This window comes from Terriglobus saanensis SP1PR4, from assembly GCF_000179915.2.
In the GTDB taxonomy this organism is placed as follows: Bacteria; Acidobacteriota; Terriglobia; order Terriglobales; family Acidobacteriaceae; genus Terriglobus; species Terriglobus saanensis.
In genome coordinates this window covers 3,136,294-3,159,061 of sequence record NC_014963.1, presented here as the reverse complement: position 1 = coordinate 3,159,061, position 22,768 = coordinate 3,136,294, and the positions used below count along the sequence as shown (strand labels likewise).

Genomic DNA, 22,768 nt, shown 5'->3' with positions numbered 1-22,768 from the left:
GAACCGGAGGCTCCAACATGCCCAAATTCTTGCTCACGCTGTTGCTCTTATGCACCGTTCTCGGCTGCAAGCATCCATCGCCCGCCGCTCCCGTGCAAGGACAGCAAATGAGCTACACCGTCCGTGGAAAAGTCATCTCCACCGAGCCTTCCACCGGCGAGGTTACCCTCGCGCACGAGGCCATTCCCGGCTTCATGGAAGCCATGACCATGCCCTACAAACTGAAGGATCCCTCCACGATCTCAGAACTCCACTCCGGAGACCGCATCACCGCTCGCCTCCTCGTTCTGAAGGACTCCGATGGAGAATTCCACGACCCCCGTCTCGATCAGGTCGTCGTCACCGCGCAGGCCAAGCCGGACTACAAACCGATGTCGGATTACCACGTCCCCCAGCCCGGCGATCAGGTCCCGGATTTCAAATTCATCAACCAGAGCGGACGCAGCGTCCACCTCTCCCAGTTCAAAAACAAAGCCGTCCTCATCACCTTCATCTACACGCGTTGCCCCATGTCCGACTTCTGCCCCAAGATGAGCCGCAACTTCGCCGCCATCGACCAGCAGATCGCGCAGAATCCCACGCTTTACAAAAACACGCATCTCCTCAGCATCAGCTTTGACCCCGCCTACGACACGCCAGCGGTCCTCCGCAGCTACGGCGGCGCGTACACCGGCAAATACACCAAGGAAAACTTCGACCACTGGGAGTTCGTCGCTCCGGCCAAAACCGATCTTTCTGCCATGGAACTCTTCTTCAACGTCGGCGTCACTCCTGGCGAGAGCAACTCGTTCAACCACTCTCTCTCCACGCTTCTCATCGACCGTCAGGGCCGCATCGCCGCTTGGTATCCCGGCGGAGACTGGAAACCCAGCGACGTCCTCACCGCCATGCACCAGGCCGCCGGCATCGCCTAAAGACGCTTTGTGCCCCATTCTTTCGCGCATTTTGCGAAAGGGTGGGGTCGCGCAGAGCGCACAAACCAGATATCAAAGGAAACCGCGGAGAAATCTCAAAATAAGCCCCGGAGATATGCTCACCCCACCTCCAAAGTTTTGTCATCCCGTAGCAGAGCGAAGGGATCCGCTTTTGGCAGATCCCAGCTTCATCGCGCATGCATATCAACCAACCGCCCAAAACCCCACAAGCGCTATGCTTGTCCTATCACCCCGCATCACTTAAGGAGCCGCATTTCCCGATGGCAAATCTCACCATGCGTTTTGGCGCACTTCTCATCATTCTCGGAGTCGCAACCTGGTTCGTGACCGTTCCGCACGCCCCCACCTCTGTGATCCCGGCAATCTTCGGCGTTCTTCTCATGCTCTTCGGCGCGCTCGCCCGCACGCCAGACAGCAAAAAACGCATGCTCTGGATGCACATCGCCGTCACCGTCGGGCTGCTTGGCTTCATTTTTCCCTTCGTGCGTGCGCTCAAACCCTTTATTGATATGCTCCGTGGTATGGCCGTCGCCCATCCCCGCGCCGTCATCGAACAGATGCTCATGGCCCTCATCTGCCTCATCTTCACCGTGCTCTGCGTAAGAAGTTTCATCGCCGCCCGACGTGCCCGCATCCAATAGCTACACACAGAAACTAAGCAAGCAGGAGACAGCACAAGCATGGGATCGATGGGACACGGTGGTATGGGGGGAATGCGCGCCGACAGGCCTGCACGCGGGACGGGCCGCGGCGTCGCGGCAGAGATGACCGCCGCGCGCCCGAAGCCGAAGCTGCGTAAGGTGATGCCAGAGGTCTGGAAGCTGGTCAAACCCCGCATTGGTCTTCTCTCGGCCAGCTTCGCCATCATGATCGTCAACCGCGCCAGCGGCCTCATCCTGCCCGCCTCCGCCCGCTACCTCATCGATGACGTCATGAAGGCCGGCAACATGGGCCTACTGCCCAAGATCGTAGGAGCCGTCGCCCTCGCTACCCTCACACAGGCCGCGACTTCTTACGCCCTCACGCAACTGCTCTCCAAGGCTGGCCAGCGTCTCATCACCGAACTCCGGATGCAGGTGCAGGCCCACATCGGCCGCCTGCCCGTCGCCTTCTACGACGAGAACCGCACCGGCACCCTCGTCGCTCGCATCATGACCGACGTCGAAGGCGTGCGTAACCTCATCGGCACCGGCGTCATCGACTTCTTTGGCGGCGTGCTGACCGCAATCTTTGCCTTCTGTTATCTCATTCACCTCAGCGTGCAGATGACGCTTGTCACCTTCGTCATCCTTGTGGTCTTCGCCCTCATCCTGCAACGCGCCTTCAAGGTCATCCGCCCGATCTTCCGCGAGCGTGCACGCATCAATGCGGAAGTCACGGGACGTCTCACCGAGTCGCTTGGTGGCGTACGCGTCGTCAAGGGATACCACGCCGAACAGGTCGAAGCCGATGTCTTCGCCAAGGGTGCGGAACGCCTCCTCCGCAACGTCATCAGCTCGCTCACCGCACAGTCGCTCATGGCCCTGGCTTCTACTGCGGTACTCGGCGTCGTCGGTGCACTCATCATGTACCTCGGAGCGCACCAACATGCCGCCGGTCACCTCACTGAGGGCGAATACGTCACCTACGTCATGTTCCTGGCGTTCATGATCGCGCCCATCGCGCAGCTTGTTTCCATCGGCACACAGCTCACAGAAGCACTCGCCGGACTCGACCGTACCACCGACATCCTGAACGAACCGATGGAAGACTCCGATCCGGAGCGCTCCACCATGTTCCCCAAGATCGTCGGCCATGTGGACTTCGACAATGTTTCGTTCGAATACGAGCCGGGTAAGCCCGTCCTCCACAACATCGAGTTCCACTCCGCCCCCGGCACCGTCACCGCTCTGGTCGGTTCCTCCGGCTCGGGCAAATCCACCATCATCTCACTCATCTGCGGCTTCCATACCGCAACCAGCGGCTCCGTCATGATCGATGGGATCGACCTCGCCTTCGCCAACCTCGGCAGCTTCCGCTCTCAGCTCGGCGTGGTCCTGCAGGAGACCTTCCTCTTCGACGGAACCATCCGCGAAAACATCCTCTTCTCCCGCCCCCATTCCACGGAAGAAGAGTTCCTTACCGCCGCCCACATCGCGCGCGTGGATGAGTTCGCCGAACGCTTTCCAGATGGATACGAAACCATCGTCGGTGAGCGCGGCGTCAAGCTCTCAGGAGGCCAGCGCCAGCGTCTTTCCATCGCCCGCGCCATCCTCGCGGACCCGCGCATCCTCATCCTCGACGAAGCCACCAGCTCTCTCGATTCGGAGAGCGAAGCGATGATCCAGAACGGTCTCAGCTACCTGATGGAAGGTCGAACGACTTTCGTCATCGCCCATCGCCTCTCGACGATTCGTAACGCCGACCAGATCCTCGTCGTAGAAAAGGGCCGCATCGTAGAGCGCGGCACCCACGCCGAACTTTACGCACTCAACGGCCGCTACAGCGAACTCTACAACCGTCAGCACGGCCTGGAAGCCAACCTCTTTCTGGCCCCCGGCGAAGGCGACAAAATCGAAGAAGTAGCCAAAATCTAAATCAGATCCACCCGTGCCCCATTCTTCGCGGCTTTATCGCGAAGGGTGGGGTCGCGCAGAGCGCACAAACCTGATCTGTCAGGACAACAACAGCAGATCCCCGAACCACCAGAAAACAGCCCTCTCATAACCCAATCCCCAACTCCGTCAACACGAACGCATAATCCATAGCAATCTCCTTCAAATAGTCATACCGACCAGAAGCCCCGCCATGGCCCGCGTCCATATTGACGTGCAGCAACAACGGCACCTCAGGATTCGTCTTCAACGTCCGCAACTTCGCCACATACTTCGCAGGCTCCCAATACATCACCTGCGAGTCATTCAGGCTCGTCTTCACCAGCATCGCCGGATAATCATTAGGCTCGAGATTGTCGTAAGGCGAATAGCTCCGCATATACGCAAACGCCTCCGCCTCATTCGGATTGCCCCACTCCTCGTACTCGGCAACCGTCAGGGGAAGGGAATCGTCCAGCATCGTATTCATCACGTCCACGAAGGGAACGTGCGACAGGACGATCTGAAACAGGTCAGGCCGCAGATTCACGACTGCACCCATCAACAACCCACCCGCACTTCCGCCTTCGATCACGACCTTCGTGCGGTCGCCGTAGCCCTCAGCCAGTAGATGCTCGGTCACATCCACAAAGTCCGTAAACGTAGTCTTCTTTACCATCATCTTGCCCGCGTCATGCCAGGCATCACCCAAGTCGCCGCCGCCACGAATGTGGGCATAGGCCATGACGAATCCACGGTCCAGCAGCGACAAGCGGTTCGTCCCAAATCCCACCGGCAGCGGATATCCATACGAGCCGTATCCGTAAATGTAGAGCGGATTCGTCCCATCCTTGTGAAAGCTATCGCGCCGATACACCAGCGAAACCGGCACCTTTACACCGTCCTTCGCTACCGCCCAGACGCGCTCCGCAGCATATAACGTCCGATCGAAACCGCCCGGAACCTCCTGCTGCTTCAGTAGCGTGCTCGCACCGGTTGCGACGTCGTATTCAAAGACCGAAGCGGGCGAGACCAGCGATTGGTAGCTGTAACGAAAGCTCGGCGTATCGAAGATACGGTTGGCATGCAGGCCTGCCGAATAACTCGGTTCCGGAAACGTCACCTCGCGCGCATCGCCTGAGAGCTTCGCACCCTCAAAATCCTCGAAATTAAAGATCCGCAGCTTGTCCAGCCCCTCGACCTTCTCCGTACTCACCGCAAACTTTTGAAAGACATTGAAATCGTCCAAAACCACATCTTCGCGATGGGGCAGCAGTTCGGTCCAATGCTCCCGTCCAGCAGCTTCGACCTTCGCCGTCACCACGCGAAAGTTCTTCCCCGTATCGTTCACGCGCAGATAAAAGACACCGTCTCGGTGATCGACCGTGTACTCCTGGTCGCCGACACGTGGCGCGATCAGGACAAACTCTCCTTCGGGATCGTCACTACGGAGAAAATGCACCTCGGAGGTCGTATGGCTTCCGGCTTCCAGCAGCAGATACTTCCGGTCGCGTGTCCTGCCCACACCAAGATTGAAGCGCTCATCCGCTTCTTCGTACACCAGCACATCTTCGCTCTGTGGCCGCCCCACGCGGTGGCGGTAGAGCCTGTACTGCCGTTTCGTCTGCTCATCTTCCACCGTGTAGAAGAGAAAAACCCCATCGGCAGACCATGTCACCGACCCGACCCTCTGGGCCGTATCGGGCAGGGTCTCGCCTGTATTCAGGTTTTTCAAATGCAGGTCGTACTGCCGGAAACCCGTCGTGTCCGTCGTATATGCCAGCAGGCTTGCATCCGGGCTCATCGTGAACGCCCCGAGAGACATGAAGACCTTGCCCTCGGCCAGTGCATTGACGTCCAGAAGCACCTCTTCCGGAGCGAGTTCATCGATATGTAGAGGTGCGTCTGTCGCGGCGGCCTTGCGGCAGTGAACGCCATATTGTTTTCCGGCAATCGTATGGGTGTAATAGAACCACTCGCCATCCGGCACGGGCAGGCTGGTGTCCGTCTCTTTGATATGCGACAGCATCTCCGTGTAAAGCTTGTCCTGCAAGGGAAGCGTCTGCCCAAGATAAGCCGCCGTGTATGCGTTCTCCGCTTCCAGATACGCGATCACCTCAGCCGACTTCTTTTCGCGCAACCAGAAATAATCGTCTTCCAGGATCTGCCCGTGTAGAGGCGTAGGATGGGGTTCGCGGCGCGCTACCGGTTCTACTGTCTTCAACTCCATGCATTCTCCATCGCCGAAAGATTCACAGCGTCCATAACAGGATACAAGTCATGCCATGCACCCGAGTGTGAACCGTATTGTGAGCAACCCTTGCGCGTCGTATCCACCCTAACCATTTGTAGGCCTTTGGAGACCCGAAAAATGAACGTTCACAAAAAGCTTCTTACAAGCTGCGCCTTTGTCGCAGGAATCATCGCGTCAGGTGCAACTGCACAATCGAATCTGCAGAACACCATGCCTCAGCAGCCCACAGGGACCTCTACCCAGCAACAGCCCACATCAACCTCCGGCGGACAGCAGGCAGCGGGGTCAATCACCGAGCCATCGGCTCCGGGAGCAGCGGCCAACCAGGCGCGCGATAAGATGTTCCTCCGCAAAGCCACCGAGGGTGGCATGACCGAGATCCAGTTTTCGCAGGTAGCCCAGCAAAAAGCCACCTCTGAAGATGTAAAGAAGTTCGCCGACCGCATGGTGCGTGACCACACGACGCTCATGCAGAAGATGGAACCCTTCGCCGAGCAATACGGCGTCACAGCCCCAAAAACGCTCAATAAAGAGCATTTGGCGGAGCTCGACAAGCTGAACGCGCTCTCCGGCGATGACTTTGAAAAGGAGTACATCAGCGCTATGGTGATGGCTCACCACAAAGACCTCAAGGAATTTGAATTTGAGCAGCGCGCCACCGACAACAATGACCTCAAGGCGAACCTGGACGAGGCCACCAAGGTCGTCGCCCGTCACACCGGTCATATCGACATCCTTGCCAAGGCGCACTCCGTTCCCACACCCTCCATGTAAAGCTTCTCCGTTCCCAAAGCAGAAAAACGCGGGCACTTGAGCCCGCGTTTTCTTGTTTTGGAACGAATCGCATCAACGGAGCGTAGAATCGACCATGATGTACGTACCCCGCGCCCGCGTGGCCATGAAGTTTTTTCTCCTCGTAAGCTGCTTCCTTGCAGCATCAGGCTTCGCTTTTTCTGAGACAGTGGCTTCCATGCCCGCGCAGCCTACGGGCTACGTCACAGATAACGCCAGCGTTCTCTCCGCCACAACCAAGAGCGATCTCGAATCCTACTGCGCCCAGCTTGAGCAGAAGGCCCACGCGCAGGTCTTTACGGCGATCCTCAAAACCATCGATAACGACGAGCCGATCGACCAGTTCGCCAATGAGCTCTTTGCCAAGTGGAAGGTCGGCACCAAGGGCACCAATCGTGGCGTTCTCATCGTCGTCTCCATGGACCACAAGTACCGCTTCGAAGTCGGTTTCGGACTCGAAGGCATTCTCAACGATGCCAAGGTCGGCGATATCGGCCGCGAAATGGTGCCGCTACTGAAGCAGGCCCAGTACGACCAGGCCATCCAGACGGCTGTCCACGGTGTCGGCTCGGTCATTGCAGCAGACGCTAATGTGACTATTACCTCGCCTGTGCACCAGTATCATCGCCAGCCCGTGCGGACGCAGGATCCTGGTCCACTTCCTGCAGGTATCCGCATCTTCGGTATCCTCTTCGTCATCTTGATCCTCTTCCTCGTCTTTCGCCGTCGCGGCGGCGGAGGAGGTGGACCCGGCGGTGGCAGCGGAATCGGTGGATTCCTTACCGGAATGATCCTCGGCAACCTGCTCGGCGGAGGAGGCCGTGGCGGTTTTGGCGGGGGCGACGGAGGAGATAACGAAGGTGGCGGCTTTGGCGGTGGCGGCGGCGGAGAGTCCGGCGGTGGCGGAGCGAGCGGCAACTGGTAGCAATCGAATTTTGAAATTGGAGGCGAAAAAATGCCACAACAAGTGATCGAAGGCAGTACAAATGAACAGCGAGGAACTATGAAAGGTCTTTGGATAGGTTTAGGTCTAGTTGCAGTTCTTCTGATCGGCGCGGTCTTCATCGGCGGAAGCTACATCTCTGCGAAGAACACCATGGTCCAGAAGGACCAGGCAGTCACCGCAGCGTTCTCCGAGATTGACGTCAACCTTCAGCGCCGCGCCGACCTTATTCCCAACCTGGTCGCGACGGTCAAGGGTTACGCCAAGCAGGAACTCGCTGTCTTCACGGCCATCGCAAATGCGCGCGCAGGCCTCCTGACCGCGAAGACCCCGGACGAAAAGCTCGCCGCGAACGATCGCCTCTCCGTTGCCCTCTTGCCGCTCACGCGCATGCAGGAGACGTACCCCGATCTTAAGAGCAACGGTCAGTTCCTCCGTCTCGAAGATGAGTTGGCTGGCACCGAGAACCGCATCGCCGTAGCCCGTCGCGGCTACAACAAGGCCATCGAAGACTACAACGTCTACATCGGCCAGTTCCCGGCAAGCATCTGGGCCAACATGGCTGGCTATCATCCTCGCACTGGCTACTACCAGGCCGATCCCGGAGCCAAGACCGCACCTTCCGTCGATTTCAATAAGTAAAAAAGCAATGAAAAGGGCCGCCGCGAACCTTCGCGGCGGCCCTTCGTTTTTGAGATCTTACTTCGTGAAAGAGGAGATGGCGCTTGCTTCGTCGTCCTTCACATCGAACACGGTGTACAGCTTCGTGATCTGCAAAAGGTCCTGAACCTTCTTGGTCAGGTTGAGGAGCTTCAACTCGCCGCCGGAGTTCTTCACACTCGTGTAGGCCGTCACTAGTTCGCCCAGGCCTGAGCTATCCAGATAGCTCACATCGCCCAGATTCAGCAGAATGCTCTTCTGGCCTTTGTTGATCAGGTCGCGGATGGCATCCCGCAGCGTGACGCTGCCTTCGCCCAGTGTAATGCGCCCGCTCAAATCAAGGACCGTGATCCCGTCTACCTGTCGCGTATTCACCTTCATGCTCACTATCGTCATCCTCCTGGTTTTGTTCTCAAATTGTATTGGCGGTGTTTCTCGCCGCTCTAGTGACTTGCGTTTTCTGCAGTGCGACGCTTGATCAGCGTCACTTCTGTTCCGGGGTCCAGCTTGCGGAAGTGTACGTCATCCATGAACGCCTTGACCAAAAAGATACCGCGCCCGCTTCCGCGAAGAATATTCTCCGGTGCAAGAGGGTCCGGAAGCGACTCAAGATCCACGCCCTGTCCTGAGTCGGAGACGACGATCTTCATCAGATCTTCCTCCATGGCAAACGAAACGTGGAATTTCTTCGTTTCGCTATAGGCGTTCCCATGCATGACCGCATTGATGGCGCATTCACGAACCGCCATGGCGATATGAGGAACTTCATCCGGGTCGAAACCCGCGCGTTCCGCAAAATGCTCCGCCTCCTGCTCGACTTTGGACACGCTCTCCAGGGTCGAATCAAGAGTCATTTCGATGCGGCTTGTGATGGAATCGGCCAATCGTCTCCACTTAGGCGTGTTTCTCTTGGTATTCGCAGTGTGCTTTGCGTTACGGCCAATGTCAAGGAACCACTGCACGAACTCGCCTCTTCCGGGCACACTGAGTAGACTCAAGGAAAGGGGGTGACAACAGATACGATGTCCGGACTCACCACCCTCGCCACCAGCCTCAGTGCCCTTATCGGCCGCTCTGTCGTCGCCGCCGATGGCCGTCGGCTGGGCTATGTCCGTGAGCTCCTTGTGGATCCCTCGGTCACAGGTAACTGTGTTGCTTACCTGGCTTTAGCCGCACCTGCGACGGTTACGGCGCACATGCTGCCGGTCGTCTCTATCCTGGATGTTGTCCCTTCCTCCAAAGAACCTCTGCTACTGAGAAGTGGAGCCGGGAGTAGCGAACTCAACCTCCCCGAGCGTGTCGTTTTTCTCGAAAAAGATCTTCTCGACCAGCAGATCATCGACGTCCACGGTCACAAAGTTGTTCGCGTCAACGACGTCGATCTCGTCTGGGAGGCGTCCCACGGACAGGCCGATCTCTGGAGCCTGCGGATCGCTGAGGTCGAAGTTGGTATTCGTGGCGCCGTGCGTCGTCTTCTGAAAGGCCTTCCCCGGTCGACGGTGGAAACTATCGCCCATCGCTTCCAGGCCCGCGTCATCCCATGGGAGTTCGTGGATCTGATCGACCGCGATCCCTCCCGCCGGGTCCGCCTTAAGGTCGAGCAGGACCGCCTCTCCCATATGCATCCGTCGGACATTGCGGACATCCTCGAAGAACTCGGCCCCGCCGAGCGCGACGCTGTCTTCACCTCGCTCAACGAAGAACTCGCCGCCGAGGCCCTGGAAGAGGTCGATCCCAAACTCCAGAAGGCCCTCATCGAGAGCATGGACTCCGAACGCGCCGCAGGCATCGTCGAAGAGATGGACCCCGGCGCTGCCGCCGATCTGCTCTCCGAACTCTCCGACGAACGCTCGGAAGCCATCCTCGGCGAGATGGACCCTGAAGAACGCCAGGAAGTCGAAGATCTTCTCGAGTTCCCCGGCGACTGGGCCGCAGGCCGGATGACCACCGACTTCGTTCAGGTCAGTGCCACAGCCGACGTCGCTACGGCCATCGAAGCCCTCCGCGCCTTCGAAGGAGACACGGAAAACGTCACGGAAATCTACCTCGTCGACGAGCAAAACCGGCTCAAAGGCATCGTTGCCCTGGCAAACATTCTTCTGGCCTCGTCGCACACACCTCTCGCCAACGTTGCGGACTCTCGCCTCGTCTCCTGCGCGCTCGACGCCAGCGGAAAGCAGGTCGCGGAGCTCTTCGACAAGTACAACCTGCGTTCTCTCCCCGTACTTGAAGAAGATCATCAGATCGCCGGTGTGATCCACGCCGAACACGTCATCGCGCTGCTGCGTGCGGAGCGATAACGTGAGCGAAAATCTCCAGAACAAATAACGCCCAGCGTACCAAGGAAGGGAAACGGTTTGAAACAGACGTTCTGGAAACGCTGGCGCATTACGATCATGCTCGTCTTCGCGGCGCTTGGTCCCGGCTTCATCACGGCCAATGTCGACAACGACGCAGGCGGCATCCTCACTTATTCCCAGGCGGGCGCGCAGTACGGCTACTCGCTCCTCTGGACCATGCTGCCCATCACCCTCGCCCTCATCGTGGTGCAGGAGATGTGCGCACGTATGGGCGCGGTTACGGGTAAGGGCCTCTCCGACCTTATCCGCGAAGAGTTCGGCCTCCGCCTGACTTTTATCGTGATGCTGCTCCTCATCTTTGTGAACTTCGGCAACGTCATGGCGGAGTTCTCCGGCATCGCCGGTTCGCTGCAACTATTTCACCTGACGAAATACATCAGCGTCCCCGTCTGCGCCTTCCTGGTCTGGGCGCTCGTCGTCAAAGGCGATTACAAGGTCGTCGAAAAGATCTTCCTCTTCGCCTCGGTGGTGTATCTCGCTTACATCGTTGCCGGTGTTCTTGGCCGCCCCGACTGGCACGAAGCCATGGTCCAGACCATCAAGCTGCCGCCGCGCAGCGCCTGGAGCGACCAGGAATACCTCTACATGACCATCGGTGTCATCGGCACCACAATCACGCCATGGATGCAGTTCTATCTGCAGTCCTCCATCGTGGAGAAGGGAATTACGGTCCGTCAATATAAGGCCTCAAGGCTCGACGTGATCATTGGCTCCGTCTTCACCGACGTCGTAGCCTGGTTCATCGTCGTGGTCTGCGCAGCCACCCTCTTCACTCACGGCATGCGGAGAATCGACCAGGTTGCGGACGCCGCAGAAGCCATGCGGCCCATCGCGGGCGACTATGCCTTTATCCTCTTCGCCGCGGGACTCTTCAACGCCTCGCTCTTCGCTGCGAGCATCCTTCCGCTCTCCACGGCCTACACCGTCTGCGAGGGAATGGGATTCGAAAGTGGCCTGGACAAGACGTGGAAGCAGGCTCCGTTCTTCTACTGGTTCTACACGCTGCTCATCGTGGCGGGAGCCTCGGTCGTCCTGATCCCCAACTTCCCGCTGGTGCGCATCACGATCCTGTCGCAGGTGCTCAACGGCCTGCTTCTACCAGTCATTATGTACTTCATGCTCCGCCTGATCAACAAACGCGAACTCATGGGCGACTACATCAACTCCATCTGGTTCAACGTCATCGCCTGGGCCACCGCCATCATCGTGACGGCCCTGTCCCTCGTGCTCGTCTGGCGCGGAATAGTCCAAGCCCTCCATCATTAGGAAGCTTTCGTGCCCCATTCTTTCGCAGCTTCATCGCGAAAGGGTGGGGTCGCGCAGAGCGCACAAACAGATCCATCAGGAGACCAAAACCGGGTACCCAGATCTTTGACTCCCGGCAATCTCGCTCCTCACTTTGTCATCCCGTAGCGAAGCGAAGGGATCCGCTTTTAGCCAGGAAATCTAGGAAACCGAAATCTTCCCATCCGCCAGATCCTTAATCAACCCCAGATCCGCCGCCAGAAAATCCATATGCGGCAGCTTCTCAAACCCCATCCAGCGCATCTCGTTGAAGATCCGGTTATCCAGCTCCCCCGCAAATGAACGCACCACAAAGAACTGCAGATCCACCGCACCGCCATTGCGGTAGTTATGGCGAATGCGGATCAGCGGCCGTCCAATCTCCGCATCGATCCCAAGCTCTTCGTTCAACTCGCGCTTCAGCGCCTGCTCTGCGCTTTCACCCGCTTCAATCTTCCCACCGGGAAACTCCCACTTCAGCGCCATCGGCTGATCCGGCTTCCGCTGGCAGACGAGCACCTCGTCCCCAGCCTCCCCTGGACGCAGAATCAACGCCGCCGCCACCAGCCGAACCTCGCCAGCCTTGGTGCCGGGCGTACGCCGCGGGCGATTCAACTTGGGAATAGGCTTCTTCACGTTCCTCTGAGTGTAGATGCGAAGAACGTTGGGAGTGGAATTACAACGGACGAATGGCAGCCGGATAGTAAACCGGCCAGTTCCGTTCCACGCTCAGCTTCTGCAGACCTTCAGAAGGATTTACAGGAAAGGCCCTTTTGGCGATCTCCAGCATCGCCGCGTCGTGCACACTGTTGCCAAAGACCACATCAGGATGCGAAATTCCTGCGGCCCGTAGCGATTTCGCCTTGCCCTCGTCCGTCGGTATGTCCCGCAGGACGCCAGTGACGATGCCGTCCCGCACTTCAACGCAGGTGGCCAGGATCTTCTCATGGGTGATGCCGATCTCTTGCAGCGCCTCTTCGATCATCCAGTCGTTCGTGGAACTCACCGCCCAGATCTCCACGTCTGAAGCCTGCAGCTCCTGGATCAGAGCGATCATCTCCGGGAAGAGATGTGGCTCGATCTTTTCCTCAAAGTAAGCCCGTGCGCTCGCGCGCAGATCGCTTTCGGCCAGACCTTCGTAGATCTGCACCATTTCGCCGCAGATCGTCAGCTCGTCCACCTGGCTCTGATGGTAGGCCTGGTGCCGTGCCGTGATGCGCTGCGTCGCTTCCTCGGAAAGAAGGCCGGTATCGATCGTCCATTGCAGAAATCCGGAACCGGCATCGGGCGACCAGAGCGTTCCATCGCAGTCGAAGACGGCAATCTTCGGTTCCATCTCCCAGACTGCCTCGCGAAACTCCTTCGTCGAGAGGACGATCTCCCCTGGAATGGAGCCTTTGGCCGAGCTATGGGTGGAGGAGGTTGGCGCGGAGGTCATAGCTGTATCTTCAAAAGGGGACATATCCATCATTTTCTCAGATGGACACCTATCAGAGGTAGAGGCGATGCCCCATAAGAGCTACTCCGCCTTGAACCTTTCTGAGCACTCCCTGCATCTATACCTTTGACCAGCAACACGCGCCCCCGCTAAAGTAAGGCCTCGCGCACGCTTTGCTGAAGCAGCAGCAACACCCTAAGGAGAAGTAAAGACATGGCAGGACAATATGTCACCGAGGTAAACGACGCCACCTTTGAACAGGACGTCCTTAAATCCGACCAGCCCGTTCTTGTAGATTTCTGGGCTTCCTGGTGCGGACCGTGTCGTGCCCTCGCACCCATCGTCGATCAGGTCGCTGAGACCTACAACGGCAAGCTCAAGGTCATGAAAATGGACGTTGATCGCAATAACGCGACCCCCGGCAAGTACGGTATCCGTGGCATCCCCGCGTTGTTGATCTTCAAGGACGGCAAAGTTGCCGAGCAGATCGTCGGCTACGTCCCCAAAGAAACCATCGACGCCAGTGTCACCAAGGTCCTTGCCTAAGACATCGCTTTGGGAATACAGAAAGCCCGGCTAACCCGCCGGGCTTTTCTGTGTCCGCATCCGCTAAACTCTAGCCATGTTGGAGTGGGCACTCTTCCGAGCACTCACCGTCGCGATCTTCATCCTTGCGACGGCCTTTTTCGTCGCGGCGGAGTTCTCTCTCGTCTCCCTCCGCGAGACGAGAATCGAGCAACTGGCAGCCCTGGGCAAGCCCGGCGCGCGCTCAGCGCTCCGTCTCAAACGCAATATGGACGAGTTTCTCGCCGCCAACCAGCTTGGCGTCACGCTCTCCTCGCTTGCCCTCGGCTGGGTAGGCGAAGCGGCTCTCGCGGACATCGTCCTCCAGATCTTCGCAAGTATCTCGTGGATGCACACAGTCCCGTTCATCGCGCGTCATGTCTATCTCTACGCGCATGGCATCTCCACGGTCATAGCCTTCTCCTGCATCACGTACTTCGAAGTCCTCCTCGGCGAACAGGTCCCGAAAGGTCTGGCCATGCAGCGCGGCGAACGCATTGCCCTGGCCATCGCCGGACCGATGGACGTCTTCATCCGCATCACCCGTCCCGCAGTCAAGCTTATGAAGGCCTCCGCTGCCTTTGTTCTGCGCCTCTTCCGCGTTCCTCTCACCAGCGAAGGCGACGTCCATTCCCCGGAGGAGATCAAGCTCGTCGCCACGGCCACACGCCGTAGCGGCCTGCTTCCTGTTTTCCAGGAGCAGATCATCCATCGCGCCATCGAACTCAGCCACGTCACCGTGCGCGAGATCATGACGCCGCGTGGCCGCATCTTCTCCCTCCCAGCGGACATGCCCATCGAGCGCGCCTCCGCACGCGTCATCGACGAGCAGCACTCCCGCGTGCCCGTCTATGACCCCGCGCTCGGTCCAGAGCACATCATCGGCATTCTCTACTCGAAGGATCTCTCCCGCCTCATGCACTTCCGCACGGCCACGCCCCGCCCCACAGGAGACACTGGCCTTGTCCTTCGTCAGGTCATGCGCGATCTCCTCCTCGTTCCGGAGACGAAGCTGGCCGTCGATCTCCTGCAGGAGTTTCAGGAGCGCCGCCGTCAGATCGCCATCGTCGTCGACGAGTTTGGAACCACTGTCGGCTTGGTTACCGCCGAGGATCTCATCGAGCAGGTCGTCGGCGAACTGGACGACGAGTTCGATGTCGCCATTCGCTCGCTCTCTGCTCTCCCGGACGGCACATGGGAGTTCGACGGAACTGTCCCCCTGCGCGACCTCATCACCAAGCTCCAGTGGCAGTTTCCCCGCGAGGCCGGTGTGGACACCCTCGCTGGCTTCCTCCTCGCCCAGTTCGGGCATATCCCGGTGCCGAAGGAGCATGTTGACTTCGGCAACCGGCGATTCACCGTTCTCCAGACCGTCGGCCACCGTATCAGCCGCATCCTGGTGCAGGACCTTCCTCCGGCCCCCGCACCCATAGCCTCAGGCGCATCCCAACTGCGCGTCCCACCGCCGACCCGGGCCCAGGCAAGCACGCAGGTGCGTGGATGATCGCTCGCACCTTCTGGCCCATCCTGCGCCGACTCTTGCTTACTCTGCCCGTGCTCTGGATCGTCGTCTCGCTCGTCTTCCTTCTCATCCACCTCGTTCCTGGAGATCCCATCGCCCAGATGCTCGGCGAAGGCGCTACGGCGTCCGATCTATCGGCGCTGCGCCACGCCTACGGCTTCGATCTTCCCCTCCATACCCAGTATTTCAACTACTGGAAGGGGCTCTTCCACGGAGACCTGGGACGCTCGCTCCGCCTGAACGACTCCGTCACCCATCTCGTAGCGCAGCGGTATCCGTATACGCTGTCGCTGACAGGGATTGCGCTTATCCTTTCTGTAATCATGGCAATACCGGCTGGAGTGCATGCTGCACTTCATAAAAACGCATGGCAGGATCGCTCCATCGGCATCCTCAGCCTCTTCGGCCTGAGCTTCCCCAACTTCGCCCTCGGCCCGATCTTCATCCTCGTGTTTTCGATCTCGCTGGGCTGGCTCCCTGTCTCTGGCGCTGGCACCGGGAGGACCTTTGGGCCGCAATATCTTTTGCACATTACGCTGCCCGCGATCACACTCGGCGTCTCCCTCGCCGCGATCCTAACCCGCATGGTTCGAACCTCGATGCTGGAGGAACTCGGCCAGGACTACATCCGGACCGCGCGCGCCAAGGGTCTTTCTGAGAGCGCGGTCGTCTATCGGCACGCCCTCCGCAATGCTTTGGTTCCGGTGCTGACCGTAATCGGCCTGCAGTTCGGTTCCTTGCTTGCCGGAGCGATTGTGACGGAGACGATCTTCTCCTGGCCGGGCATCGGCCGCCTCACGCTTTCTGCGATCTCAAATCGGGACTACGCCCTTGTACAGGGATGCACCCTCGCCATTGGCCTCACCTATCTTGCGGCAAATCTGTTAACGGATCTTGCCTACACGCTCGCGAACCCACGCCTTCGGGTCTGACCCTAAGCATGAATGATTCACTGAGGCCCCATGCGACTTCTCACTGCCGTTTTCCTTCTGGCCTTCAGCGCCGCATCTCATGCCCAGCAGATGCCGTCCACCCGCCCTCGGAAGCTCGACATCCCCGGCCTGACCTCTCCCGCTGTTCCCGGGAAGCTAACTCCTGCTGCCACAGAGTTTTACGACAAGCTTTATAAAGTGGGTTTCCACATCCCCGAGGGCTGGAACTTTGAACGCAAAGACGGCGTTCTCTCGAACTTCAATGTGGACACTGGCACAACCAGACGAGAACTGGATGTGCGCGGCGTCGCGGCCATCAACTTCAACCCTTACCCGCCCACAACCTTTTCGGGTGCTACCTTCTACTATTCGGTCCTCCCCATTGCGAAGGCGGATTCCTGTCTCGTTCAGACCGGCGCGGGGCGTATGAAGCCTCTGGGTTCTGCAAGCGTTGGTGGGATCGACTTCCAGCACGCGCACGATCAGCACGGTGCAGCAGGCTGCATCGAGTCTCGGATCGACACCTTCGCTGCCATGCGCGGCCACGCCTGCATCCGCTTCGATCTCGTAGTGAACACCTTCTGCGGCCAGACTTCAGGCTCCATGGACATCACCGAGCAGCAGCTCAAGGACATCGAGATCCGCCTCGCCAACATCCTCGGGTCTGTCCATTTCGACGCGAAGTAGCCTCTACTCGATCAGGCGTACGATCTCGGCTCGGACTTTATCGGCGTTGATTTCTACGATTGCCAGGGTCACAGGCAGACCGAACCTGCGCGGCCCGGCGCTTCCCGGATTCAGGAAGAGCACGCCCTGCTTGTCCTGGATCGAGGGCGAATGCGAATGTCCGCTCACCACCACACGCACACCCGCAGCCACCGGATCGAGATCGAGGTCGCGAGCCGAGTGCAGCATGTAGAAGGTGATTCCACCCAAGGAGACCATCTCGGTCGCAGGAAGGTCCGCGCAAGCTCCGTGGAGATCGATATTCCCCCGGATCGCCGTCACGGATGCGATCTCTCCCAGAGTTCCCAGGATGTCGAAGTTGCCGACATCGCCCGCATGGAGGATCGCGTCGCACCCCTGCAGTGTTTCTATCGCTTCTGGGCGTAGCAAGCCGTGCGTATCGCTGATGACTCCTATCTTCATCAGCCGAGAATACTGCACGCGTATTTACAAGTACCGTGGCGAACTGTAAAACGACATCGGAGACTAGGAGAGCCATCCACTTTGAAAAGCCGTCTTACCCGCCGTACCTTCGTCGCTCTTGCTGCTTCCGCAGCCGCCTCCAGGAATCTGTCGGCGGCACCCCTCCCGGAATCCGATCCGAGTCTCACCCTCTGGATGGAGACACCCGCCGCGCAGTGGGCGGACGCTCTGCCCCTCGGCAACGGCAGACTCGGCGCAATGGTCTTCGGCGAGCCTCTCAAAGAGCGCATCGCCCTGAATGAAGACACGCTCTGGGCCGGTCAGCCGCGTGATACCACCAATCCGGACGCGAAAAATCACCTGCCCATCGTGCGCAAGCTCGTCCTCGAGGACAAAAACTACGTCGCTGCGGACAAGGAATGCCAGAAGATGCAGGGGCCGGAAAACTTCGCCTTTGAGCCTTTGGGCGATCTGCACATCGAGCACCTTGGCCTCACAGAGGCCACCCATCTGAAGCGGTCCCTCGATCTGGACACCGCTGTTGCCAAAACGAGCTTTCAATCCAGCGGTGTGACCTTCTCGCGGGAAGTCTTCGTCTCGTTCCCGGATCAGGTCGTCGCGCTTCGCATCACGGCCAGCAAACCGTCATCGCTGAATCTCCGTCTCTCGCTTACCTGCGAGATGCCCGCGAAGACCTCTGCCCACGCCGATGGAACTCTTCTACTCGCAGGCAAAGTCCCCACAGAAAACAACCCTCAAATTTCGGACTCTATCCGGTACTCCGAGGTAGACGGGGAAGGCATGCGCTTCGCGGCTGTCCTCAGTGCAAAGGCGGAGGGTGGCACGGTTCAACCCGAAGGCGACACGCTCGCGATCTCCAAAGCCACCTCGGTGACCCTCCTGCTTACAGCAGCGACTGGATTTCGCGGATTCGCTTTCCCGCCCGATACCCCGGCCGCCGCACTCGAAGAAAAGTGCAGGAAGGGGTTGGCTGGTAAATCGGCGTACGCGGTCCTGAAGACGAAACACGTAGCTGATCATCGCGCGCTCTTCCGTCGTGTCGGAGCTAACCTGAACTCGACCGTACCTGACGGCGCGAACCTTCCCACAGACGCCCGGCTCAAGAACTTTCCCACCACGCAGGATCCGGCGCTCTTAGCTCTTTATTTTCAATACGGCCGCTACCTTCTGATCGCCAGCTCCCGCCCTGGAACCCAGCCCGCCAACCTGCAAGGGATCTGGAACGACCTCGTCCGTCCGCCGTGGAGTTCGAACTGGACTGCGAACATCAACATTCAAATGAACTACTGGCCCGTGTTCACGGCGAACCTCGCGGAGCTGAACGGCCCGCTCGTTGACCTGACGCAGGACATGACCGTTACCGGTGCCAAAACCGCGTCCGTAAACTACGGTGCTCGCGGCTGGTGCTCTCATCACAACATCGACCTCTGGCGGCAGGCCTCTCCGGTAGGCATGGGCTCCGGAGACCCCACCTGGGCGAACTTTGCCATGTCTGGGCCGTGGCTCTGCCAGCATCTTTACGAACACTTCCAGTTCACCGGAGACGTGGACTACCTCCGGAAGCGCGTCTATCCGATCCTGCGATCCTCCGCGCTCTTTTGCCTCGATTGGCTCGTCCCCGCGGGGGACGGCACGCTGACAACGTGCCCCTCTTTTTCCACCGAGAACAATTTCTTCACGCCGCAGCACCAGAAAGCCGTCGTCAGTGCGGGGTGCACCCTCGACCTCGCCCTCATCCACGAGCTCTTTGGAAACTGCATCTCGGCTTCTCAAGTCCTGAACGAAGACCAGGCATTTGCCGACAAGCTGAAGGCCGCGCTCGCGAAGCTGCCGCCGTACAAGGTGGGCAGCGCGGGAGAGCTTCAGGAGTGGTCGGAGAACTTTGAGGAGGCCACTCCCGGCCAGCGGCATATGTCGCACCTCTATCCGCTCTATCCGGGCGCACAGTTCACGCGCGACACGCCGAAGTGGATGGCGGCTTCGCGGCGGTCTCTGGAGCGTCGCCTGGAAAACGGTGGTGCCTACACCGGTTGGAGCCGCGCATGGGCCATCGGCCTTTGGGCAAGGCTTGGGGATGGGGATAAGGCGTGGGAGTCACTCGGCATGCTCATGCAGCACTCCACCGGCAATAATCTCTTTGATTCGCATCCTGCAGGGCCGAACCGGAGCATCTTCCAGATCGACGGCAACTTTGGTGCGACCGCCGCGATGATCGAGATGCTGCTGCAGAGCCATGCTGGGAAGATCATTCTCTTTCCAGCCTTGCCGAAGGCCTGGCCGAGCGGCAACTTCACTGGCCTACGGGCGCGGGGCGGCCTTCAGTGCGATCTGATCTGGACGGGTGGGAAGCGTACGGCGAATCTGCGGGCTCTCCGGGATGGAAAGCACAACCTCGTCGCGCCTGCAGGATATGCCCTCTCCACGGGGAGCCAGCTACCCAGTCCGGAGATCGGTTTGTCCGTGGTCGCGGGACGACAATACCGGGTCGAGGTGACGCCAGCTTAGGGGTGCACCTTCCCCATCACTCCCGCCACGCCATCCTGCGGCGGATAATCATCCCATGCCCTCTCCCGCACCGGCGACCAACCTGCAGCTTGTGCGCGAGTACATTCTCTATCTCCGCGTGGAGCGTGGCCTGCGCCCGCTCACGCTGGAGAGCTACCAGGGCGATCTTTACGCCTTCTCCGAACACCTCGATAGCCTGCATACCTCGCTGCTGCAGGCCACGCAGGAGAACATCGCCAGTTTCATGGCCCATCTCCGCGAGCACGACCAGGAGTCGCGGTCGATTGCACGGAAGCTCTCCTGCCTGCGTGGCTTCTACCGATGGTTGCTTCTGGACAAACGCATCCATCACGACCCGACTCTGAATATCGAATCGCCGGCTTCATGGAAAGTCCTGCCCAAATCCCTTGCCGAGAGCGAAGTCCGCGAGATGCTGGACCGTACCGGCGTCGCCGCACACAGTCAGCAGGCGGGCGCGCTCTCGCTGCGCGATCACGCCCTGATGAATCTGCTCTACGCCGGTGGTCTGCGCGCGGCGGAGATCTGCGACCTCCGCGTCGAAGACCTTCATCTCGATCAGCAACGCGCCCAGGTCCGCGGCAAAGGCGACAAGGAACGCATCGTTCCATTGGCGGACACCGCTGTGCAGGCGCTTGAGGTCTATCTGCAGCGGGGACGTCCGCAGCTTGTCGCGAAGGGGTTACAACGCGCTCTTTTCCTTTCGGTCCGGGGAAAGCCGCTGACCAACCAGACGGTCTGGTCTATTGTGAAATCCACCAATCAGCTCGCCAGTCCGCATAAGCTGCGGCATTCCTGCGCGACACACATGGTGGAGCACGGTGCGGACCTTCGCAGCGTCCAGACCCTTCTCGGACACGCGGATATTGTTACGACGCAGGTTTACACGCATCTTGCGCTGGGCCGGTTGAAGGAAGTCCATCGGCTGCATCACCCGCGCGGACGTTCTCGTACATTGGCACCCACGGCATGAGCAGCTTCTCCGAACTCGCGGATAGCTTTCTCGCGATGTTGCGCGACGAACGCGGCGTCTCTGCCCATACCCTGCGCGCATACACGCGGGAGCTGAATGACTTTACGGCTTTCCTCGCCGATCTTCTGGGCAACGAGGCGGAAGTAAAGCAGGTAGAACACCTCCATATCCGTTCCTATCTTGCTGTTTTGTATGACCGTGGACTTTCGCGTGCCTCGGCTGCGCGTGCGCTTGCGGCCGTTCGTTCGTGGTTCAAATGGCTGGCAAAAGAAGGCAAGGTGCAGCAGAATCCAGCGCTGCTGGTTTCGACGCCGAAGCTGCCGAAACATCTCCCTCGGGTTCCCAGCGCCGAAGAGGTCAACCGCGTTCTCGACTCCATCGAACAGACCGGGAAGAAGGACGAGAGTGCGTCTTGGCCGGAGCGCGACCGCGTCATCTGGGAGCTGCTCTACGGCTGCGGCATCCGCAACTCGGAGTTGGTCGGGATCGACCTCTCCGCGATTGACTGGAAGAACGACGCGATTCTCGTTTTGGGAAAAGGAAGGAAGGAGCGCTACGTTCCTCTCGGGGACGCTGCGAACTCCGCCATGCGCGCCTACATGCCGCAACGCGAAGCAAAGCTTCAGGCGGCTGGAAAAGGGAAGTGGATGCACTCCGGACCTCTCTTAATTAACCTCGTGGCGCGTGGCGACTGTCGTCTTACCACCCGTAGCGTGGGCCGCATTGTGAAAGCGATTGCTGTGAACCGAGGTCTGCCTGCGGACGTCCATCCGCATACCCTGCGACATGCCTTCGGAACCCATCTTCTGGAAGAAGGAGCGGACCTTCGGGCGATCCAGGAGATGCTAGGGCATGAGCGCCTGTCGACGACGCAGAGGTATACGCAGCTCACCGTGACCCAGGTGCAGACGGTGTACGAGCAGACGCATCCGCTGGCTTCGGTCCAGCGCAACTAGGCAGCTGGCGCGATGGCGGTATAAGCTGCGACTCATGTTTCGAAGAATGATGGTTCTCTTTTTTGCGGGTACCGTGAGCGTCGCGGCCCAAAATGCAGCTGTCGCCACGCAGCCGGAAGATAATGTGGCGCGACCGACGCCTACCTATACCGCCGTGGATATGCCCGCAAATCCGAAACTTCCAACGCTGTGGATTGTGGGTGACTCTACCGCCCGAAACGGGAAAGACCTGGGATGGGGAGACCATTTCGCGCCACTCGTCGATACTGCAAGGATCAACGTCGTCAATCGCGCCCGAGCGGGACGCAGCAGCCGCACGTTTATTCACGAGGGCGCTTGGGATATGGTGGTGCGCGATCTCAGGCCCGGTGATTTTGTGCTGATTCAAATGGGGCACAACGACGGCGGCGATCTGGATGGGGCGAAGCCAAGGGGATCGATTAAGGGCATCGGCGACGAACAGAAGGAAGTCGTTCTGCTCACGGGCGAGCATGAGGTGGTGCATACCTTTGGCTGGTATCTGCGGAAGTACATCGCGGACACACGGTCTAAGGGAGCCACGCCGATCCTGCTGGATCTGACGGTGCGGAATATCTGGAAAGACGGGAAGATCGAGCGGGATATGGGATACAACGGCTTCATCCGGCAGGTCGCCGAGAGCGAACATGCTCCTTTTGTGGATCTATCAAACGTGGAAGCGGACAAGCTGGAGACCCTGGGCCAGACCAAAACGGCACTGCTTTTCCCGATCGACCACACCCACACCAGTTCCGAGGGGGCAACGGTGGTGGCAACTGCCGTCGGTGAGGCCCTCCGCCGGTCGGATGCTCCGGTAAAAGCCTTCCTGCTTGCAAAGCCTTAGGTCGCCCGCCAAGGGATCAAGTAAACT

General features: G+C 59.3%; 22 protein-coding genes. 16 read left to right on the top strand and 6 right to left on the bottom strand.

Annotated elements, in window-relative coordinates; translation table 11 throughout:
* Positions 1–17 precede the first annotated feature (17 nt).
* The 3 genes from ACIPR4_RS12865 to ACIPR4_RS12855 all read left to right on the top strand — a co-directional run bounded on the left by ACIPR4_RS12865 (position 18) and on the right by ACIPR4_RS12855 (position 3,511).
* Complete coding sequence (locus ACIPR4_RS12865) at positions 18–914, top strand: SCO family protein (protein WP_013569095.1); 897 nt, start codon at positions 18–20, stop codon at positions 912–914.
* A 281-nt stretch (positions 915–1,195) separates the two neighbouring features.
* Complete coding sequence (locus ACIPR4_RS12860) at positions 1,196–1,576, top strand: hypothetical protein (RefSeq protein ID WP_013569094.1); 381 nt, start codon at positions 1,196–1,198, stop codon at positions 1,574–1,576.
* A gap of 39 nt (positions 1,577–1,615) precedes the next feature.
* Positions 1,616–3,511 (top strand): ABC transporter ATP-binding protein, encoded by a 1,896-nt coding sequence (locus ACIPR4_RS12855; RefSeq protein ID WP_013569093.1) that lies wholly within the window; start codon positions 1,616–1,618, stop codon positions 3,509–3,511.
* Positions 3,512–3,635: 124 nt separating this feature from the next.
* Here ACIPR4_RS12855 and ACIPR4_RS12850 read toward each other — a convergent pair whose 3' ends face one another.
* On the bottom strand, positions 3,636–5,738 hold the full coding sequence (locus ACIPR4_RS12850; RefSeq protein WP_013569092.1) for a S9 family peptidase: 2,103 nt from the start codon (positions 5,736–5,738) through the stop codon (positions 3,636–3,638).
* 141 nt (positions 5,739–5,879) lie between these two features.
* Between ACIPR4_RS12850 and ACIPR4_RS21700 the strand changes: the two genes are divergently transcribed.
* The 3 genes from ACIPR4_RS21700 (at position 5,880) to ACIPR4_RS12835 (ending at position 8,139) form a co-directional block, all read left to right on the top strand.
* The gene (locus ACIPR4_RS21700; RefSeq protein ID WP_013569091.1) at positions 5,880–6,536 is read left to right on the top strand and encodes a DUF4142 domain-containing protein; all 657 of its coding nucleotides are present in this window, start codon (positions 5,880–5,882) and stop codon (positions 6,534–6,536) included.
* Positions 6,537–6,630: 94 nt separating this feature from the next.
* Positions 6,631–7,479 carry a TPM domain-containing protein gene (locus tag ACIPR4_RS12840; RefSeq protein ID WP_013569090.1) on the top strand — a complete coding sequence of 283 codons (849 nt, stop codon included), beginning with the start codon at positions 6,631–6,633 and terminating at the stop codon, positions 7,477–7,479.
* Positions 7,480–7,509: 30 nt separating this feature from the next.
* Positions 7,510–8,139, top strand: a complete 630-nt coding sequence (locus ACIPR4_RS12835) for a LemA family protein (RefSeq protein WP_013569089.1) — start codon at positions 7,510–7,512, stop codon at positions 8,137–8,139.
* A gap of 57 nt (positions 8,140–8,196) precedes the next feature.
* On the opposite strand, the gene ACIPR4_RS12830 is transcribed toward ACIPR4_RS12835, so the two are convergent.
* Together ACIPR4_RS12830 and ACIPR4_RS12825 are read right to left on the bottom strand one after the other, a co-directional pair.
* The gene (locus tag ACIPR4_RS12830; protein ID WP_013569088.1) at positions 8,197–8,544 is read right to left on the bottom strand and encodes an STAS domain-containing protein; all 348 of its coding nucleotides are present in this window, start codon (positions 8,542–8,544) and stop codon (positions 8,197–8,199) included.
* A 56-nt stretch (positions 8,545–8,600) separates the two neighbouring features.
* The gene (locus tag ACIPR4_RS12825; RefSeq protein ID WP_013569087.1) at positions 8,601–9,041 is read right to left on the bottom strand and encodes an ATP-binding protein; all 441 of its coding nucleotides are present in this window, start codon (positions 9,039–9,041) and stop codon (positions 8,601–8,603) included.
* A 123-nt stretch (positions 9,042–9,164) separates the two neighbouring features.
* Here ACIPR4_RS12825 and ACIPR4_RS12820 point away from each other — a divergent pair, with 123 nt between their 5' ends.
* A complete protein-coding gene (locus ACIPR4_RS12820; protein WP_342612229.1) occupies positions 9,165–10,457 on the top strand; it encodes a magnesium transporter MgtE N-terminal domain-containing protein in 1,293 nt (430 codons plus the stop codon).
* A gap of 96 nt (positions 10,458–10,553) precedes the next feature.
* The gene (locus tag ACIPR4_RS12815; protein ID WP_041586734.1) at positions 10,554–11,783 is read left to right on the top strand and encodes an Nramp family divalent metal transporter; all 1,230 of its coding nucleotides are present in this window, start codon (positions 10,554–10,556) and stop codon (positions 11,781–11,783) included.
* A gap of 180 nt (positions 11,784–11,963) precedes the next feature.
* Here ACIPR4_RS12815 and ACIPR4_RS12810 read toward each other — a convergent pair whose 3' ends face one another.
* Positions 11,964–12,437 carry a (deoxy)nucleoside triphosphate pyrophosphohydrolase gene (locus ACIPR4_RS12810; protein WP_013569084.1) on the bottom strand — a complete coding sequence of 158 codons (474 nt, stop codon included), beginning with the start codon at positions 12,435–12,437 and terminating at the stop codon, positions 11,964–11,966.
* A gap of 40 nt (positions 12,438–12,477) precedes the next feature.
* Positions 12,478–13,263 (bottom strand): HAD family hydrolase, encoded by a 786-nt coding sequence (locus tag ACIPR4_RS12805; protein WP_245536324.1) that lies wholly within the window; start codon positions 13,261–13,263, stop codon positions 12,478–12,480.
* A gap of 189 nt (positions 13,264–13,452) precedes the next feature.
* Here ACIPR4_RS12805 and trxA point away from each other — a divergent pair, with 189 nt between their 5' ends.
* The 4 genes from trxA to ACIPR4_RS12785 all read left to right on the top strand — a co-directional run bounded on the left by trxA (position 13,453) and on the right by ACIPR4_RS12785 (position 16,944).
* On the top strand, positions 13,453–13,785 hold the full coding sequence (gene trxA / locus ACIPR4_RS12800; protein WP_013569082.1) for a thioredoxin: 333 nt from the start codon (positions 13,453–13,455) through the stop codon (positions 13,783–13,785).
* 76 nt (positions 13,786–13,861) lie between these two features.
* The gene (locus ACIPR4_RS12795; protein ID WP_013569081.1) at positions 13,862–15,307 is read left to right on the top strand and encodes a hemolysin family protein; all 1,446 of its coding nucleotides are present in this window, start codon (positions 13,862–13,864) and stop codon (positions 15,305–15,307) included.
* A complete protein-coding gene (locus tag ACIPR4_RS12790; protein ID WP_013569080.1) occupies positions 15,304–16,257 on the top strand; it encodes an ABC transporter permease in 954 nt (317 codons plus the stop codon). Before ACIPR4_RS12795 ends, ACIPR4_RS12790 begins: the two co-directional genes overlap by 4 nt.
* 30 nt (positions 16,258–16,287) lie before the next feature.
* A complete protein-coding gene (locus ACIPR4_RS12785) occupies positions 16,288–16,944 on the top strand; it encodes a hypothetical protein (RefSeq protein WP_013569079.1) in 657 nt (218 codons plus the stop codon).
* A 3-nt stretch (positions 16,945–16,947) separates the two neighbouring features.
* Here ACIPR4_RS12785 and ACIPR4_RS12780 read toward each other — a convergent pair whose 3' ends face one another.
* Positions 16,948–17,406: a metallophosphoesterase family protein gene (locus ACIPR4_RS12780; protein WP_013569078.1), complete on the bottom strand. Its 459-nt coding sequence runs from the start codon at positions 17,404–17,406 to the stop codon at positions 16,948–16,950.
* Positions 17,407–17,487: 81 nt separating this feature from the next.
* On the opposite strand from ACIPR4_RS12780, the gene ACIPR4_RS12775 reads away from it, so the two are divergent.
* The 4 genes from ACIPR4_RS12775 to ACIPR4_RS12760 are packed head-to-tail and all read left to right on the top strand — an operon-like array spanning position 17,488 to position 22,741.
* The gene (locus tag ACIPR4_RS12775) at positions 17,488–19,932 is read left to right on the top strand and encodes a glycoside hydrolase family 95 protein (RefSeq protein ID WP_013569077.1); all 2,445 of its coding nucleotides are present in this window, start codon (positions 17,488–17,490) and stop codon (positions 19,930–19,932) included.
* A 55-nt stretch (positions 19,933–19,987) separates the two neighbouring features.
* Positions 19,988–20,923 (top strand): tyrosine recombinase, encoded by a 936-nt coding sequence (locus ACIPR4_RS12770; RefSeq protein ID WP_013569076.1) that lies wholly within the window; start codon positions 19,988–19,990, stop codon positions 20,921–20,923.
* Positions 20,920–21,879, top strand: coding sequence for a tyrosine-type recombinase/integrase (locus tag ACIPR4_RS12765; protein WP_013569075.1), 960 nt, complete (start codon positions 20,920–20,922; stop codon positions 21,877–21,879). The genes ACIPR4_RS12770 and ACIPR4_RS12765 overlap by 4 nt, the downstream gene beginning before the upstream one ends.
* A gap of 46 nt (positions 21,880–21,925) precedes the next feature.
* Positions 21,926–22,741 (top strand): rhamnogalacturonan acetylesterase, encoded by an 816-nt coding sequence (locus tag ACIPR4_RS12760; protein WP_013569074.1) that lies wholly within the window; start codon positions 21,926–21,928, stop codon positions 22,739–22,741.
* Positions 22,742–22,768 lie beyond the last annotated feature (27 nt).